Genomic DNA, 13,763 nt, shown 5'->3' on the forward strand with positions numbered 1-13,763 from the left:
CTCAGTTCCTCCGTGAAGGATCGTACGGCACCTGCTCGTGGCGCTGGGCCGAGAGCGGGCGATAGTCGGGGTTGTCGGCGGCAATGATCCGTTCGACCGTCATCAGCCGGTCTTCGAGCATGCGCGCCGTGCGGTAGAGGTCATCCAGCAGGTTCTCGTCTTCCCGGGTGATCGTCCCGGCCTGCTTCCACTTCGTGACGTAGTGGAAAACGATCCAGGGCAATCCGATGAAGAGGATGGCGCAGATGAAGACCGGGATGAGGAAGTCGTTCACGCATCAGGCTCCCTTGTTGAGACGAGCCTTCAGCGCCTCGAGTTCGGCATCGACCTTCTCCGACGAGCGGAGTTCGGCGATTTCCTCGTCGAGCGTCTTCGGGTTGCCACCCAGGCCCATCGCATCGGCACGCCCTTCGGCCAGATCGACGCGGCGTTCCAGGATGTCGAAGCGCGAGAAGGCGTCCTGCATCTTCGACCCGTTGGTCATTTCCCGCAAGCGGGCGCGGTTGTTGGCGCTTTCCAGGCGGGCGACGACCGAGTTCTGCCGGGTGCGGGCCTCGCGCAGCTTGTTCTGCAGCTTGTTGATGTCCTCTTCCGAAGCGCGGAGCGCATCGTCGAGCACGGCAATTTCCTGCTGCAGCTGGTCGCACATGTCGGCGGCCTTCTGGCGTTCGACCAGCGCGGCCTTGGCAAGGTCCTCGCGGTCCTTGGACAGGGCCAGCTCGGCCTTCTCGGTCCAGCTTTCCTGCAGCTTTTCGAGCTTCGCGATGTGGCGGCGCATTTCCTTCTGATCGGCGATCGTCCGGGCGGCGCTGGCGCGAACCTCGACCAGGGTTTCCTCCATCTCGAGGATGATCATGCGGATCATCTTCGCCGGATCTTCGGCCTTATCGAGCAGGTCGGTAACGTTGGCGGCGATGATGTCGCGGGTTCGCGAGAAGATACCCATGATATTGCGCTCCTTCGTATGTTCTTTGGGGGTGCCGCCGGGAGGGATGGGGGCCCTCCCGGCGGCTCCGGCACGGCGAGGGAACGTCGTGCCGGGAGACCTCGTGTGCCCGCCTCAGGCGATCGCCGGGGCCACCGCGCCGGCGGTGAGAACCACGCTGGCGAGGAAGGCGAAGGAAACCGCCACGAAGGCGTTGCGGAGGGTGTGGATCTGGTTGGTCATGATCGTGTTCCTGAACCTTGGTAGGTTGATGTCGGTGCCCGTCATCGGGCTTGCCTCCATCTGTGCAGGAGGCGTGCCAGTTTCGAGAAAGGGCGGAAATCCGCCATTTTCATTTTGACTACAAATGTAGTTTACCAAATTGCACTTGCTAACAGTTGGGAAAATTCGCCAAGCCTAAGGAATGGAGCGGATCACCCAGGTCATCGGCCAATCGTCGGCCTTTCTCGACGCACTGGAACAGGCGAGCAGGGCAGCGGCGCTCGATCGCCCGGTGCTGGTGATCGGCGAACGGGGCACCGGCAAGGAGCTCGTGGCCGAGCGCCTCCATCGTCTGAGCCCGCGCTGGGACCAGCCGTTGGTCACGATGAACTGCGCGGCGCTTCCGGAGACGCTGATCGAGGCCGAGCTGTTCGGCCATGAGGCGGGTGCCTTTACCGGCGCGACCAAGGCGCGCACCGGGCGCTTCGAGGAGGCCGATGGCGGTACGCTGTTTCTTGACGAGCTCGGGACGCTGTCGATGGGAGCGCAGGAGCGGCTCTTGCGCGCGGTCGAATATGGCGAGATCACCCGGATCGGTTCCTCTCGGCCGGTGCGGGTGGACGTGCGCATCGTCGCGGCGACCAACGAGCATCTGCCTCACCGGGTGGAGAAGGGCACCTTCCGCGCCGACTTGCTCGACCGCCTGAGTTTCGAGGTGGTGACACTGCCGCCGCTGCGGCACCGGGGCGGCGACGTGGAGGTGCTGGCGGAGTTCTATGGGCGGCGGATGGCCTCCGAACTTGGCTGGCAGGACTGGCCGGGCTGGGGGCCGCATGCGATCGATGCGCTGCTTTCCTACGACTGGCCGGGCAATGTCCGCGAACTGCGCAACGTGGTCGAGCGTGCGGTGTATCGCTGGGATCACGGCGGCCCGGTTGACCGAATCGAGATCGATCCCTTTGCCTCCCCCTATCGGCCGCGACCGATGGCCTCGTCGATGAGCCCGGTCGAGAAGCCTGCGGCGCCTGCGGCGCCCGTTGCCGCCACCCCCGCACCGCCTTCCCTCGCGGATCTTGGCGGCGACTTCAAAACGCGGGTATCGCGGTTCGAGAAACAGCTCCTGTCGCAAGCGCTATCGGAGCACCGCTTCAACCAGCGCGTCACCGCCGAGGCACTGGGGCTGACCTATGATCAGTTGCGCCACGCCCTGCGGCGGCACGACCTATTGGGGGCGGGGGGATAATTATCGCTAACCGTTCGCGATAGTGTTGCGATCGGTTAGCGATAAGGCGGGGTGGCCCATAGGGCGCAAGCGGAAAGACCCTTGAGGTCGCCGGCAATGGATCTCGGCAGGCGACCAGGATGATGGTGCCGCAAGCGGTCGGCAAGCGGCCCCGCAAAGCCTCCGCTGCGCCCCGGACGCCTGCGCGCTATTTCGCCAGCAGTCTCCCTGCCTATGCCGGGTGCGACGACCTAGCGGTGATCTGCCCCCCCGGCGACCTTTAACTGGCGCTCGCTATGCGCGCGCCGCCATTTTGCATTCGCGGATGCAGCGAACCATGCTACGGATCATGCCGGATCGCAGGTGCGACCAGTGGCCGCCGAAGAGCGGCCGTGGCGCAGATCATCATGGTCACCGGGGGGTGAGAGATGCGCGCCTTTTTCGTTTTCATTTCGCTGCTTACGCTGTGCTGGGTGCCCTGTACTTCCGCGCAGGAGCTGCCGGCGCTGGGGGCGGATCGCACCAAGGTTTCCGTGTCCGGCCTATCCTCGGGCGGCTTCATGGCGGTCCAATATTCGGTCGCCTGGTCAAGCGAGGTGATGGGGGTCGGCATCGTTGCGGGCGGGCTGTACAATTGCGGCTCGGTATTCCGTGCGGCTGGCGCCAAGCCGTTCTGCATGGACAAGGCGTGGTCGCCCGCACGGAGTTGGGAAGCAGCGACCGGGTTTGCCCGCGATCGGGTGATCGATCCGGTGGCGAACATCGCACGGCAGCGCATCTATCTGTTCAGCGGCACCAAGGATTTGGTCGTCGCGCCGGCGGTGATGCGATCGCTGCGGGCGTTTTACGGCCTTGCCGGGGTGCCGGAGCCCGCGCTGCGCTATGTCGACGGGGTGCCGGCAAGCCATGCCTTCGTCTCGGCCAGCATCGTGGGTCCCGACTGCGGAGACACCACCCCGACCTTCATCGTCTCCTGCCTGTACGAAGGCGCCCCCTATGACCAGCCCTATGCGATCCTGAACCATATCTATGGGTTGAAGGCGCGGCCGCCGGCGGTGCTGTCCGCCACGCCGATGCCGTTCGACCAGCGCCTGTATCGCGGCCGCCCTGCGATGCTGGCGGACCGGGGCTATGTCTATGTGCCCGCATCCTGCCGGGAGCGCGGAGCCGCGTGTGCGGTACATGTGGTCTTCCATGGCTGCCTGCAGAGCGCCGACACGCTGAACAGTGACATCCTCTATGCGCGGCTTGGCTATAACGGCTGGGCAGACGGCAACCGGATCATCATGCTCTATCCGCAGGTCGACAAGTCGACGCTTATCGAGGGCAACCCACTCGGCTGCTGGGACTGGTGGGGGTATAGCGAACCCTTCGGCTTTCAGCTGCGGCACGGCTTCCAGATCGACGCGGTGCGGCGGATGGTGGCACGGCTGGAGCAGCAGCCTTGAAGCATTCTCGCGCCGCGGACGGGACCATCCGGCGCGCGCGGGCCTAGCGCTCGAGGATCAGGCCTTGGGATTGCGCGCGTCGAACGCGGTGCGCGATTCCTCGATACGCTCCAGATTGGCCGCCGCCCAGAGCCACACCCCGCAGAACGCCTCGCCCAGGCTCTCGCCGAGATCCGTCAGGCGATAGTCGACGCGCGGCGGGATCACGGGGTGCACGGTGCGGGTCACCAGCCCGTCGCGCTCCATCTGGCGCAGCGTTTGGGTGAGCATCTTCTGGCTGATGCCGGGCACGGCCTTGCCGATCCGGGTGAAGCGTGATTCGCCCTGCTCGATCAGCGTCTCGAGGATCAGCATCGTCCATTTGTCGGCGACGCGGCCGATCACCTCGGTCACCAGCGCCTCGACGCGGGGATCGATCTCGGCGGGGCAGGGCGTCGCGGCAGGTGGGAGGGCGGGCATGGCATCACTCTCTTTCGGGTGCGTATAAATCTTTCGGGTGCCTTCTTTCGTTGGGAGCCTAGCGGCGTACATCGCCGCCAGCAATTCAGCACTGGAGGCGATGATGAAGACCAGCGGCAACACCATCCTGATCACGGGCGGCGGCTCGGGCATCGGCGAGGCGCTCGCGCACCGGTTCCACGACGCGGGCAACACCGTGATCGTCGCGGGCCGGCGGCTAGAGGCGTTGGAGGCGGCCTGCGAGGGGCGGGCGAACATGCATGCGCTGACGCTCGATGTGGAAAGCGCCGAGGGTGTGGCGGACTTCGCCGCGCGGCTGCTGGCGGCGCATCCCACCGTGAACGTCCTGATCAACAATGCCGGGATCATGCGGTTCGAGGGACTCGACGTCAAGCGTGACCTCGCCGATGCCGAGGCGACGATCGCGACCAATCTGCTCGGGCCGATCCGGCTGATCGACGCGCTCGTCGAGCATCTCGCGGCGACGCCCGATGCAGCGATCGTCAACGTGACGTCCGGCCTGGCCTTCGTGCCATTGGTCACCACGCCCACCTACAACGCCACCAAGGCGGCGATGCACAGCTACACCGTGTCGCTCCGCACGATGCTGGAGGGGAAGGTCGAGGTGATCGAGCTCGCGCCGCCGGCGGTGCAGACCGAGCTGACGCCGGGGCAGAGCCAGCGGCCGGGCTACCAGCCGCTCGACGAGTTTGCCGACGAGGTGCTGGCGCTGTTCGGACAGCAGCCGACGCCGAAGGAGGTGTTGGTCGAGCGGGTGAAGTTCCTCCGCGATGCCGAGCGCGAGGGGCGGTTCGAGGAAACGCTGGCGCAGCTGACCGCGATGGCGAAGGCTGCGCGGGAAGCGGTCGAGGGGTGACCCAGATCCGCCCCGGAACGGGGAAGGGGACTGCGCGGCGCAGCCGCGTGGTGGAGGGGGATCTCCACGAGGGACTCGCCCGCGGCGCTCCCCCTCCACCATGCTGCGCATGGTCCCCCTCCCCGTTCCGGGGAGGATCTGATAGCAAAACGGCCGGGGATCGCTCCCCGGCCGTCTGCTTTGTTGGTCCCGAAAAGGCTCAGGCGAACAGCTTCGCCCAGCCACGCTTGGCGCGGTCCTTCCAGTAGCCGCGGTGATAGGCGTCGCTCGCCAGCAGCGGCATCACCGAACCGGCTTCCGCGAACACCATCTGCTCGATGCCGGTGTTCACCTTGCCCCAGCTGGCGGCTTCCTGCAGCGTCGAGGACGAGCAGGCGCCGTCGCGCACGTCGGCGACGGTGATCTGTACCGCATACTTGTGCACTTCCACATCCTCGTGGCCGAGGATCTCGGCGCAGACGACGGTGTCCTGGATGAAGTTCTTCGGCACGCCGCCGCCGATCATCAGCAGGCCGGTGGTGCCCGCCTGGATCTTGATCTCGGTCAGCTCGCGGAAGTCCGCAACCGCGTCGATCATCAGGTAGGGCTTGCCGGCCTTCATCTGGTCGACCTGGTGCTTGACGAGGCCGAAGCCGGCCGAGCTGTCGACGAACGCCGGGCAGAAGATCGGCACGTCATGCTCATAGGCGAGCTTGACGAGGCTGTTTTCCTTCTTGCCGTGCTCCGACAGATACTTGCCCATCTCGCGGATGAAGGCGCGGCTCGAATAGGCTCGCGGCTCCAGCTCGTTCGCGATCTTGTTGATCGTGAAGTCGCAGTCCTGGAGCTGCTCCTCGTCGATATAGGTGTCGTAGATGCGGTCGATATAGAGCGAGCGCAGCGTGTCGTCGTCGGGGATCTCAAGCGCCTGATAGTGCTTGTGGCCCAGGCCCTCGAAGAAATCCATGTCGACGATGGTGGCGCCGGTGGCGACGATCACGTCGACCATGTTGTTGCGCACCAGATCCGCATAGAGGTCCATGCAGCCGCCGGCCGATGTCGAGCCCGCGATCACGAGGCAGACCGTGCAGTCCTTGTCGGCCAGCATGTCGTTGTAGATCTTGGTCGCGCGGCCGAGGTCGCGGCTGGTGAAGCTCATGTCGCTCATCGCGTCGACGATCGGACGCGCGTCGAAGCTCTTGATGTCGATGTGCTTGACCTGCTTGGAAAGCAGTTCGGCCTTGCGGTTGTCGTTGATCGGGGCGTTGGCCGCCGCGGTCTTGGTGAGGCTGTCGGACATGGGAACTCCCATTTTCACATGGCCGCCGTCATTCAAAGGGGACGCGGAAACCCATAAAGCCCCTTCCGCTTGCGGGAGGGGTTAGGGGAGGGGCTGTTCGGCCGCTCCCAACCAGGAACACGCCATGCCCTTCCCCGACCCCTCCCGCAAGCGGGAGGGGCACGAGGTCAGGTAAGACGTGCTGATTACAGCTTGACGACGTTCGACGGCGTGGCTTGCGCCGCCTCGTCTTCGCCGGTGTAGAGCGAGACCATCGGCTCGTCGTCGACGATCACGGTGTCGCCGGCGGTAAAGCCGTTGAAGCCGGTACGCATCGCAGCACCATAGGCGCCGAGCATGCCGATCTCGATATAGTCACCCGCCTGGATGTCGGCCGGCAGGTCGAACGGGCCCGCCATGCGATCCATGTCGTCGCAGGTGGGGCCGTAGAAGCTGAAGCCCATGTCCTTGGCATTCGAATCCGGCTCGCGGAGAAGACGGACCGGGAAGCGCCAGCCGATATGTGCCGCATCGAACAGCGCGCCATACGCACCGTCGTTGATGTACAGCTCGTCGCCGCGACGACGCTCGACGCGCACGATCAGCGAGCTGTATTCGGCGCACAGCGCGCGGCCCGGCTCGGCCCACAGCTCTGCCGAATAGGAAATCGGCAGGCTTTCGAAGGCGCGGTGGATCGTCGCGAAATAGCGCTCGAGCGGCGGCGGCTCCATGCCGGGATAGCTGGACGGGAACCCGCCGCCGACATCGACGACATCGACCGTTACGCCAGCCTCGACGATGGCGGCGCGAGCGCGCTCCATCGCATTGGCATAGGCCTCGGGCGACATCGCCTGGCTGCCGACATGGAAGCAGATGCCCAGGGCATCCGCTACCTGGCGAACCGCGATCAGCAGGTCCTTGCTCTCGCCCGGGCCGACGCCGAACTTCGACGCGAGGCTGAGCTTCGAGTGATCCGACGAAACGCGGAGGCGTACGCACAGCGTGAGATCGGTGGCGCCCTTGGTGGCGCGAACGATCTTGTCCAGCTCTTCCATGCTGTCCAGGCTGAAGACGCGAACACCGTGCTCGAAATACGCCTCGGCGATGGCTTCCTCAGCCTTTACCGGGTGCATGAAGCACAGGGTTGCTTCCGGCGCGACACCGGCGACGAGGCGAACCTCGGCGATCGATGCGACGTCGAAATGCGTGATTCCGCTCTCCCACAGGATCTGGATCAGATCCGGCGAGGGATTGGCCTTCACGGCATACATCGAACGACCCGGGAACTTCTCGGCGAAGAACCGGGCCGCACGCGATGCGGCGTGCGGGCGGACGAGCGTTACCGGCTGGACCGGACGAAGCTTAGCGATGTCGGCTACACGGGCGGTGCCGATCTGGGTGGTCGCTAACCCCAGCGCGCGATGATGCTTGTGCAACTCAAGGGACCTCCAAATGCCGCGAGGCAAACATTGACGAAAAGCTGCCTTGCGGTTGGAAGTCCCATGGGGCAGCGGAGGAGCGCACATATGCGCGTCGGACCCCCGTGTAAAGTGATTCCAGGGTCCGTTTTTTCACGGTGAGGGATGCTCTGTGACGATTCTGCGACAGCCTACCCGTGCAGGGGTCCGCGATGCCGCCGCCAAGGTGGGCGCGATCCTGCCGCCGACCCCGTTATTGGTGCAGGAAGTGCGCGGCGTGCCGGTCGCGTTCAAGGCCGAAAGCCTGCAGCCGATCGGCGCCTTCAAGATCCGCGGCGCGTGGCACCGGCTGACCGCGCTCGACGAACGGGTGCGCGACAAGGGCGTGGTCGCCTTCTCCTCGGGCAACCATGCGCAGGGCGTGGCCTGGGCGGCGAAGCGGCTCGGCATCCCAGCGGTGATCGTGATGCCGGCCGATGCGCCCAAGGTGAAGCTCGAGGCGACGCTGGCGCTCGGCGCCGAGGTTGTCCGCTACGACCGCCGCACCGAAAGCCGCGAGAAGATCGCCGAGCAGCTCGCCCATGCCCGCGGCGCGGCGCTGGTGCCGAGTTTCGACGATACCTGGATCATCGAGGGGCAGGGGAGCGCCGGGATCGAGGCTGCCAAGCAGATGGCCGAGGCGGGACTGGAAGTGCCGGCGCGGGTGCTGGTGCCGTGCGGCGGCGGCGGGCTTTCCGCCGGGATCGCGCTGGCGCTGCCCGAGGCGGAGATCTTCCCCGTAGAGCCCGAGGGCTGGGACGACATGCGGCGGAGTCTCGAATCGGGTTGGATCGAACCGGTTGGAGACAATCCGCCGCCGACGGCGTGCGATTCGCTACAGACGCAGCGGGTTTCTTCGCTTACCTTCGAGGTGCTTGCGCGGCGTGGTGCGACCGGCATCGCAGTCAGTGAGCGGGAGATCAGAACGGCACAGCGCTGGGCGGCGGCAAAGCTGCGTCTGGTGGTGGAGCCGGGCGGGGCGGCCGGAATCGCCGCGCTGCTCGGTGGCAAGATTCCGGCGGAACCCGGGACGCTGGTGATCGTTTCGGGCGGCAACGTCGACCAGGAGGAATATGCGCGGACGCTCGGGGGCACGGAATGATCGCGGGAATCCGGTCGGCGGGGCGATCGCCCAGGTCGCCAGTATCGGCACGCTCGCGCTCGGCCACTTCCTCTGGTTCGCGCTGCGCATTGCCTATCGCAGCGATCCCAAGCTGGCGGGGGCCGCGGCCTGCTGCTGCGTCTGCGTCGTCACGGGCGTGACCGTATGGGCGGTGGTGACCTGAGCGGGCTTGCCGGCCTGTATCCGCTGACCATGGGCATCGCCATGCTGGCGGTGTTCGCGCTCGCCTGGGGCGGGGTGACCGTGCTCCGCCGCGGCGATCGGCAGCGCGGCGTGCTGATGCTGGTCTGCGTGCTGGTGATTTTGGCGAACGTGCTGATCTGGACGGTGTAGGGCTGCGACGTCGCAACCTGCGCTCCCCTCCGCGGGATCGTTACATCTTGCGACCTATTTCGAGTCGCCGGCGCTTGCCCATCTGCGATATCCTGCCGCCCGCAGCAGGAGAGCCAGGATGCGCGCGATCGGGTGGGTGGTAGCCGGACTGTTCCTCGCGGGTCCGCCCGTGCTCGCCCAGCACCACGTCGAGCCGGCGGCGCCCTCGGCCTTCGCGCCGAAGCGCAACCTCGCTTATGGCACTGCGCCCGAGCAGAAGTTCGATTACTACCCGCCGACCGTCTTTACCCGCAGCGCGCCGCCGCTGATCGTCTTCGTCCATGGCGGCGGCTGGGAGCATGGTTCCAAGGACAATGCGACGGGCGCGGCCAAGATCCGGCATTTCACCGGCAACGGCTATGCCTTCGCCACGATCGACTATCGGCTGGTACCCGGCGCCACCGTCGAGCAGCAGGCGCAAGACGTTGCGGCCGCGCTCGCCTGGCTGGTGGCGCACGCGCGCGACCTCGGTTTCAACCCGAGCCGCATGGTGCTGATGGGGCATAGCGCCGGCGCGCATCTCGCCGCGTTGGTCGCCACGGATCCACGCTACATCCATGCGCAGGATCTGATGCTGGATCAGCTGCGCGGTGTGGTGCTGCTCGACGGCGCGGCCTATGACGTGCCCGCGCAGATGGCCGAGGCCGGCGGCTTCATGGCGCCGATCTATAGGGAGGCGTTCGGCACCGATCCGGCACGGCAGCGCGCCTTGTCGCCGATCGCGCACACCAAGGGGCCGAACGTGCTGTCGTTCCTGATTCTCCACGTGCAGCGTGAGGACGGCATGCGCCAGTCCGAAGCGCTCGCCAAGGCGCTGCGTGCGGAAGGATCGAAGGTGGAGCTGCAGGGCTTTGAGGGCCGGGGCCTGCGCGGCCATGTTGCAATGAACCGCCAACTGGGCGAGGCGGACTATCCCGCCACCGCTGTGGTCGATCGCTGGCTCAGCGCGACGTTCGCGTCGCGCTGAGCCGCAGGATCCTCAGCGGATCGGGCAGTTGGGATCGAGCCGCATGTCGAGATAGCGGTCGACCGAGCCCATCAGCTGCTCCATTTCGTGCTCGAAGAAGTGGTTCGCGCCCGGGATGGTATCGTGGTGGATGGTGATGTGCTTCTGGGTGCGCAGCTTGTCGACCAGCTTCTGCACCGCGCCGGGGGTGACGACCTCGTCCTGCTCGCCTTGGATGATGATGCCCGAGCTGGGGCAGGGGGCGAGGAAGGTGAAGTCGAACATGTTCGCCGGCGGCGCGACCGAGATGAAGCCGCGGATTTCCGGGCGGCGCATCAGCAGCTGCATGCCGATCCAGGCGCCGAAGCCGAAGCCAGCAACCCAGGTGGACGACGCTTCGGGGTGGAAGCTCTGCACCCAGTCGAGCGCGCTGGCGGCGTCCGAAAGCTCGCCGATGCCGTTGTCGAACACGCCCTGGCTCTTGCCGACGCCGCGGAAGTTGAAGCGCAGCGTGGCGAAGCCCCGGCGTTGGAAGGTCTTGTAGAGATCCTGGACGATGCGGTTGTTCATCGTGCCGCCCGCATTGGGATGCGGGTGGAGGATCATCGCAACCGGTGCGCGCGGGCGCGGGGCGGGGGCGAAGCGGCCCTCGAGGCGGCCTTCGGGTCCGGGAAAAATGACTTCGGGCAAGGCAGGTCCTGTTCGATAGGGAGATGCGCGGTAGAGCGCAGGAACTAGGTCGCTATATAGGCAGCGGGTCCCTTCACGCAATTGGAACGCCATTGGCCGCTCGACTCTATCTGGATCACGCCGCGACGACCCCGATGCTGCCGGAAGCGGTGGCGGCGGTGGTGGAGGGGATGCAGCGCTGGGCGAACCCCTCCTCGCCGCATGGCGACGGGCGCGCGGCGCGAGCGGCGCTGGAGGATGCCCGGCGGCGGATCGCCGCGGCCTATGGCTGGGCGCACGAGCTGCTGCTGACCAGCGGCGCGAGCGAATCGTTGGCGATCGCGATGGGGCGCAGCGTCGCCGACCGTCGGTTGATCACCGCGGTGGAGCATGACGCGGTGCTGCGGCTTGGCGAAGGCGCGACGGTGCTGCCGGTGGGGGCAGGCGGTCTGCTGAACCTGGATGCCCTTGCGACCGCGCTGCAGGACGAGGGCCGGACGCTGGTCTGCGTGCAATGGGCGAACAGCGAAACCGGGGTGCGCCAGCCGATCGCGGCGATTGCGGACATCGTCCACGGTGCAGGCGGTCTCCTGCTGGTCGATGCCGCGCAGATGCCCGCGCATGCCGATGCGGAGGTGTTGCGCCATGCCGATCTGGTCGCCGTCTCCGCCCACAAGCGTGGCGGGCCGCCGGGCATCGGCGCCCTCCTGGTGCGCGATCTGGGCGTATTGCTGCCGACCGGCGGGCAAGAAAAGGGCTATCGCGCGGGGACCGAGAACCTGCCCGGTGCGCTCGGCTACGCGGCCGCCGTGGCGGTGCCCGAGGACTTGGCGGAAATGGCTCGGCTGCGCGCGGGGCTGGAGGCGACGATTCTCGCGGTTGGGGGCGAAGTGGTGGGGGCGGAGAGCCCGCGCAGTCCGCTGATCGGCGCCTATCGGATGCCGGGCGTGTCCTCGGCGGCGCAGCTGATCCGCTTCGATCTTGCGGGCGTCGCGGTGTCGGCGGGCAGCGCCTGCTCCTCTGGCAGCATGCGGCCCAGCCATGTGCTGACCGCGATGGGCTGGACCGAGCCTGCACTGCGCGAAGTCGTGCGCGTCAGCTTCGGGCGGAGCACCACCGAGGCCGATGTCGATTGCTTCGCAGCGCTGTGGCGCGCGACCTTCGAGGACGCACGGGCGCGGGCCGCATGATCTATCTCGACTATCAGGCGACCACGCCGCTTGCCCCCGAGGCCCTGGCGGCGATGCTACCCTGGCTGGAGTCGCAGCATGCCAATCCGCATTCGCCCCACGCGGTGGGCCGAGCAGCGCGGGCGGCGGTGGAAGTCGCGCGGGCGCAGGTGGCGGCACTGCTGCCGCCGGGCGGGCGCCTCGCTTTCACCAGCGGCGCGACCGAGGCGCTCAACTGGGCGATCAAGGGCACCTCCGGGTCGATCGTGACGCTGGCCACCGAGCATGCGGCGGTGCTGGACACGGTGGCCGCGACCGGCCGACCGGTGACGATCTTGCCGGTGGGCGCCGACGGGCTGGTCGATCTGGAGGTCGCCCGGGCGGCGATCGCGCCGGGCACCGGGCTGGTCGCGGCGATGCTGGTCAACAACGAGATCGGCGTGGTCCAGCCGATCGCGGCGCTGGCCGAGATCGCGCACGAAGCGGGCGCGCTGTTCCTGTGCGACGCGGTGCAGGGCTATGGCCGTGTGCCGATCCCGCCGACGTGCGACCTGGTGGCAATCTCCGCACACAAGATCCACGGACCCAAGGGTATCGGCGCGCTGTGGGTGCGCGAGGGGGTGACGCTGGCGCCGCTGCTGCACGGCGGGGGGCAGGAAGCGCTCGGGCGCTCGGGGACGCTGTCGCCGGCGCTGTGTGCCGGGTTCGGAGCTGCGGCTAGGGTGGCTGGCGCGCGGGGCGCAGAGGATGCGGCGCATGTCGCCCGCTTGTTCGCGATAGCCTCCGAGCGATTCCAACTATCCCCCTTCCCGCTTGCGGGAGCGGATGGGGGAGGGTGCGACGTGGAGGTTCCTTCTTCACCGATGTCGCCCGCGACCCTCTCTCACCCTCCCAGTGATCAGGTGAACAGCGCCCCGCGCTGTTCAGACCCTGCCGGGGGCATGGCCAACCTGACACTCCCTCCCGCAGGCGGGAGGGGAATAAGAGGCTGGACCCTCAACGGCTCCGCCAGCCACCGCTACCACGGCAATCTCAGCCTTCGCCGCGATGGCCTCGACGTCGCCCGGCTGATGTCCGACCTGCGCGACATCGCCTTTTCCGCTGGCTCGGCCTGTGCCAGCGGCTCGGGACGGCCGAGCCACGTACTGCGTGCGTTGGGCCTCTCGGACGCGCAGGCGCGTTCCAGCATTCGTATCGGCTTCGGCCGGAGGACCACCGAGGAGGAATTGATGACCGCACTCGACCGCATTTGCGCCGCTGCCGACGCCCAGCGAGTGGCAGCATGATCCGGGTGCGGTTCGAGGCGGCGAGCGGTGCGGTCCAGGAAGTGGAGGCGCAGCCGGGCGCGCGGCTGCTGGAAGTCGCGCAGAATGCCGGTCAGCCGCTGGAAGGAACGTGCGAGGGGCAGATGGCGTGCTCCACGTGCCATGTCATCGTCTCGGCGGCTGATTTCGAACGGCTGCCGCCGGCGAGCGAAGCCGAGGAGGACATGCTGGATCTGGCGATGGGTGCAGTGCGGACCAGCCGGCTCGCCTGTCAGATCCTGCTCACCGACGCGCTGAACGGGCTGACCGTGCGCATGCCGAGCGCGCATCGGGACATGCAGGGGCGGTGAC

At 67.1% G+C, this 13,763-nt stretch carries 17 protein-coding genes; 10 read left to right on the plus strand and 7 right to left on the minus strand.

From position 1 onward, the window contains the following. Nucleotide 1 precedes the first annotated feature (1 nt). From pspB to RT655_RS15345, 3 genes are all read right to left on the minus strand, one after another. Nucleotides 2-274 carry an envelope stress response membrane protein PspB gene (pspB, locus tag RT655_RS15335; protein ID WP_313538322.1) on the minus strand — a complete coding sequence of 91 codons (273 nt, stop codon included), beginning with the start codon at nucleotides 272-274 and terminating at the stop codon, nucleotides 2-4. 3 nt (nucleotides 275-277) lie between these two features. Next, nucleotides 278-946 (minus strand): phage shock protein PspA, encoded by a 669-nt coding sequence (gene pspA / locus RT655_RS15340; protein WP_313538324.1) that lies wholly within the window; start codon nucleotides 944-946, stop codon nucleotides 278-280. 114 nt (nucleotides 947-1,060) lie between these two features. After that, on the minus strand, nucleotides 1,061-1,213 hold the full coding sequence (locus tag RT655_RS15345; RefSeq protein WP_313538326.1) for a hypothetical protein: 153 nt from the start codon (nucleotides 1,211-1,213) through the stop codon (nucleotides 1,061-1,063). Between the two features lie 136 nt (nucleotides 1,214-1,349). Here RT655_RS15345 and pspF point away from each other — a divergent pair, with 136 nt between their 5' ends. Together pspF and RT655_RS15355 are read left to right on the plus strand one after the other, a co-directional pair. Then, nucleotides 1,350-2,390, plus strand: a complete 1,041-nt coding sequence (gene pspF, locus RT655_RS15350; protein WP_313538328.1) for a phage shock protein operon transcriptional activator — start codon at nucleotides 1,350-1,352, stop codon at nucleotides 2,388-2,390. Between the two features lie 407 nt (nucleotides 2,391-2,797). Then, nucleotides 2,798-3,817: a hypothetical protein gene (locus tag RT655_RS15355; RefSeq protein ID WP_313538330.1), complete on the plus strand. Its 1,020-nt coding sequence runs from the start codon at nucleotides 2,798-2,800 to the stop codon at nucleotides 3,815-3,817. A 57-nt stretch (nucleotides 3,818-3,874) separates the two neighbouring features. On the opposite strand, the gene RT655_RS15360 is transcribed toward RT655_RS15355, so the two are convergent. Then, nucleotides 3,875-4,276, minus strand: a complete 402-nt coding sequence (locus RT655_RS15360) for a helix-turn-helix domain-containing protein (RefSeq protein ID WP_313538332.1) — start codon at nucleotides 4,274-4,276, stop codon at nucleotides 3,875-3,877. A 103-nt stretch (nucleotides 4,277-4,379) separates the two neighbouring features. Between RT655_RS15360 and RT655_RS15365 the strand changes: the two genes are divergently transcribed. Beyond that, the gene (locus tag RT655_RS15365; protein WP_313538504.1) at nucleotides 4,380-5,153 is read left to right on the plus strand and encodes an SDR family oxidoreductase; all 774 of its coding nucleotides are present in this window, start codon (nucleotides 4,380-4,382) and stop codon (nucleotides 5,151-5,153) included. A gap of 199 nt (nucleotides 5,154-5,352) precedes the next feature. Here RT655_RS15365 and RT655_RS15370 read toward each other — a convergent pair whose 3' ends face one another. Both RT655_RS15370 and RT655_RS15375 read right to left on the minus strand, forming a co-directional pair. Next, the gene (locus tag RT655_RS15370; RefSeq protein WP_093297500.1) at nucleotides 5,353-6,432 is read right to left on the minus strand and encodes a 1,9-bis(guanidino)-5-aza-nonane synthase; all 1,080 of its coding nucleotides are present in this window, start codon (nucleotides 6,430-6,432) and stop codon (nucleotides 5,353-5,355) included. Nucleotides 6,433-6,617: 185 nt separating this feature from the next. After that, on the minus strand, nucleotides 6,618-7,847 hold the full coding sequence (locus tag RT655_RS15375) for a type III PLP-dependent enzyme (RefSeq protein WP_313538336.1): 1,230 nt from the start codon (nucleotides 7,845-7,847) through the stop codon (nucleotides 6,618-6,620). Nucleotides 7,848-8,001: 154 nt separating this feature from the next. On the opposite strand from RT655_RS15375, the gene RT655_RS15380 reads away from it, so the two are divergent. The 4 genes from RT655_RS15380 (at nucleotide 8,002) to RT655_RS15395 (ending at nucleotide 10,330) form a co-directional block, all read left to right on the plus strand. Continuing rightward, nucleotides 8,002-8,970, plus strand: a complete 969-nt coding sequence (locus RT655_RS15380) for a threonine/serine dehydratase (protein ID WP_313538338.1) — start codon at nucleotides 8,002-8,004, stop codon at nucleotides 8,968-8,970. Then, nucleotides 8,942-9,154 (plus strand): hypothetical protein, encoded by a 213-nt coding sequence (locus tag RT655_RS15385; protein ID WP_313538340.1) that lies wholly within the window; start codon nucleotides 8,942-8,944, stop codon nucleotides 9,152-9,154. The genes RT655_RS15380 and RT655_RS15385 overlap by 29 nt, the downstream gene beginning before the upstream one ends. Beyond that, a complete protein-coding gene (locus tag RT655_RS15390; RefSeq protein ID WP_313538342.1) occupies nucleotides 9,136-9,324 on the plus strand; it encodes a hypothetical protein in 189 nt (62 codons plus the stop codon). The genes RT655_RS15385 and RT655_RS15390 overlap by 19 nt, the downstream gene beginning before the upstream one ends. Nucleotides 9,325-9,442: 118 nt before the next feature. After that, entirely contained in the window at nucleotides 9,443-10,330 is an 888-nt protein-coding gene (locus RT655_RS15395; protein ID WP_313538344.1) for an alpha/beta hydrolase, read from the plus strand. Between the two features lie 12 nt (nucleotides 10,331-10,342). Here RT655_RS15395 and RT655_RS15400 read toward each other — a convergent pair whose 3' ends face one another. Beyond that, nucleotides 10,343-11,092, minus strand: coding sequence for an alpha/beta hydrolase (locus tag RT655_RS15400; protein WP_313538346.1), 750 nt, complete (start codon nucleotides 11,090-11,092; stop codon nucleotides 10,343-10,345). Between RT655_RS15400 and RT655_RS15405 the strand changes: the two genes are divergently transcribed. The 3 genes from RT655_RS15405 to RT655_RS15415 are packed head-to-tail and all read left to right on the plus strand — an operon-like array spanning nucleotide 11,092 to nucleotide 13,762. Further along, nucleotides 11,092-12,168: an aminotransferase class V-fold PLP-dependent enzyme gene (locus RT655_RS15405; RefSeq protein ID WP_313538348.1), complete on the plus strand. Its 1,077-nt coding sequence runs from the start codon at nucleotides 11,092-11,094 to the stop codon at nucleotides 12,166-12,168. The genes RT655_RS15400 and RT655_RS15405 overlap by 1 nt on opposite strands. Next, on the plus strand, nucleotides 12,165-13,433 hold the full coding sequence (locus RT655_RS15410) for a cysteine desulfurase family protein (RefSeq protein WP_313538350.1): 1,269 nt from the start codon (nucleotides 12,165-12,167) through the stop codon (nucleotides 13,431-13,433). The genes RT655_RS15405 and RT655_RS15410 overlap by 4 nt, the downstream gene beginning before the upstream one ends. Then, a complete protein-coding gene (locus RT655_RS15415) occupies nucleotides 13,430-13,762 on the plus strand; it encodes a 2Fe-2S iron-sulfur cluster-binding protein (RefSeq protein WP_313538352.1) in 333 nt (110 codons plus the stop codon). The genes RT655_RS15410 and RT655_RS15415 overlap by 4 nt, the downstream gene beginning before the upstream one ends. Nucleotide 13,763: the final 1 nt, after the last annotated feature.

It is taken from the genome of Sphingomonas sp. (assembly GCF_032114135.1).
Taxonomy (GTDB): domain Bacteria; phylum Pseudomonadota; class Alphaproteobacteria; order Sphingomonadales; family Sphingomonadaceae; genus Sphingomonas.

Excerpts from the sequence above, each read along its gene's own strand:
- RT655_RS15395 (WP_313538344.1), top strand. The coding sequence starts at position 9,443 with ATGCGCGCGATCGGGTGGGTGGTAGCCGGACTGTTCCTCGCGGGTCCG.
- pspF (WP_313538328.1), top strand. The coding sequence starts at position 1,350 with ATGGAGCGGATCACCCAGGTCATCGGCCAATCGTCGGCCTTTCTCGAC.
- RT655_RS15410 (WP_313538350.1), top strand. The coding sequence starts at position 12,165 with ATGATCTATCTCGACTATCAGGCGACCACGCCGCTTGCCCCCGAGGCC.
- RT655_RS15365 (WP_313538504.1), top strand. The coding sequence starts at position 4,380 with ATGAAGACCAGCGGCAACACCATCCTGATCACGGGCGGCGGCTCGGGC.
- pspA (WP_313538324.1), bottom strand. The coding sequence starts at position 946 with ATGGGTATCTTCTCGCGAACCCGCGACATCATCGCCGCCAACGTTACC.
- RT655_RS15415 (WP_313538352.1), top strand. The coding sequence starts at position 13,430 with ATGATCCGGGTGCGGTTCGAGGCGGCGAGCGGTGCGGTCCAGGAAGTG.
- RT655_RS15345 (WP_313538326.1), bottom strand. The coding sequence starts at position 1,213 with ATGACGGGCACCGACATCAACCTACCAAGGTTCAGGAACACGATCATG.
- RT655_RS15370 (WP_093297500.1), bottom strand. The coding sequence starts at position 6,432 with ATGTCCGACAGCCTCACCAAGACCGCGGCGGCCAACGCCCCGATCAAC.
- RT655_RS15360 (WP_313538332.1), bottom strand. The coding sequence starts at position 4,276 with ATGCCCGCCCTCCCACCTGCCGCGACGCCCTGCCCCGCCGAGATCGAT.
- RT655_RS15390 (WP_313538342.1), top strand. The coding sequence starts at position 9,136 with ATGGGCGGTGGTGACCTGAGCGGGCTTGCCGGCCTGTATCCGCTGACC.
- RT655_RS15400 (WP_313538346.1), bottom strand. The coding sequence starts at position 11,092 with ATGGCGTTCCAATTGCGTGAAGGGACCCGCTGCCTATATAGCGACCTA.
- RT655_RS15385 (WP_313538340.1), top strand. The coding sequence starts at position 8,942 with ATGCGCGGACGCTCGGGGGCACGGAATGATCGCGGGAATCCGGTCGGC.
- RT655_RS15355 (WP_313538330.1), top strand. The coding sequence starts at position 2,798 with ATGCGCGCCTTTTTCGTTTTCATTTCGCTGCTTACGCTGTGCTGGGTG.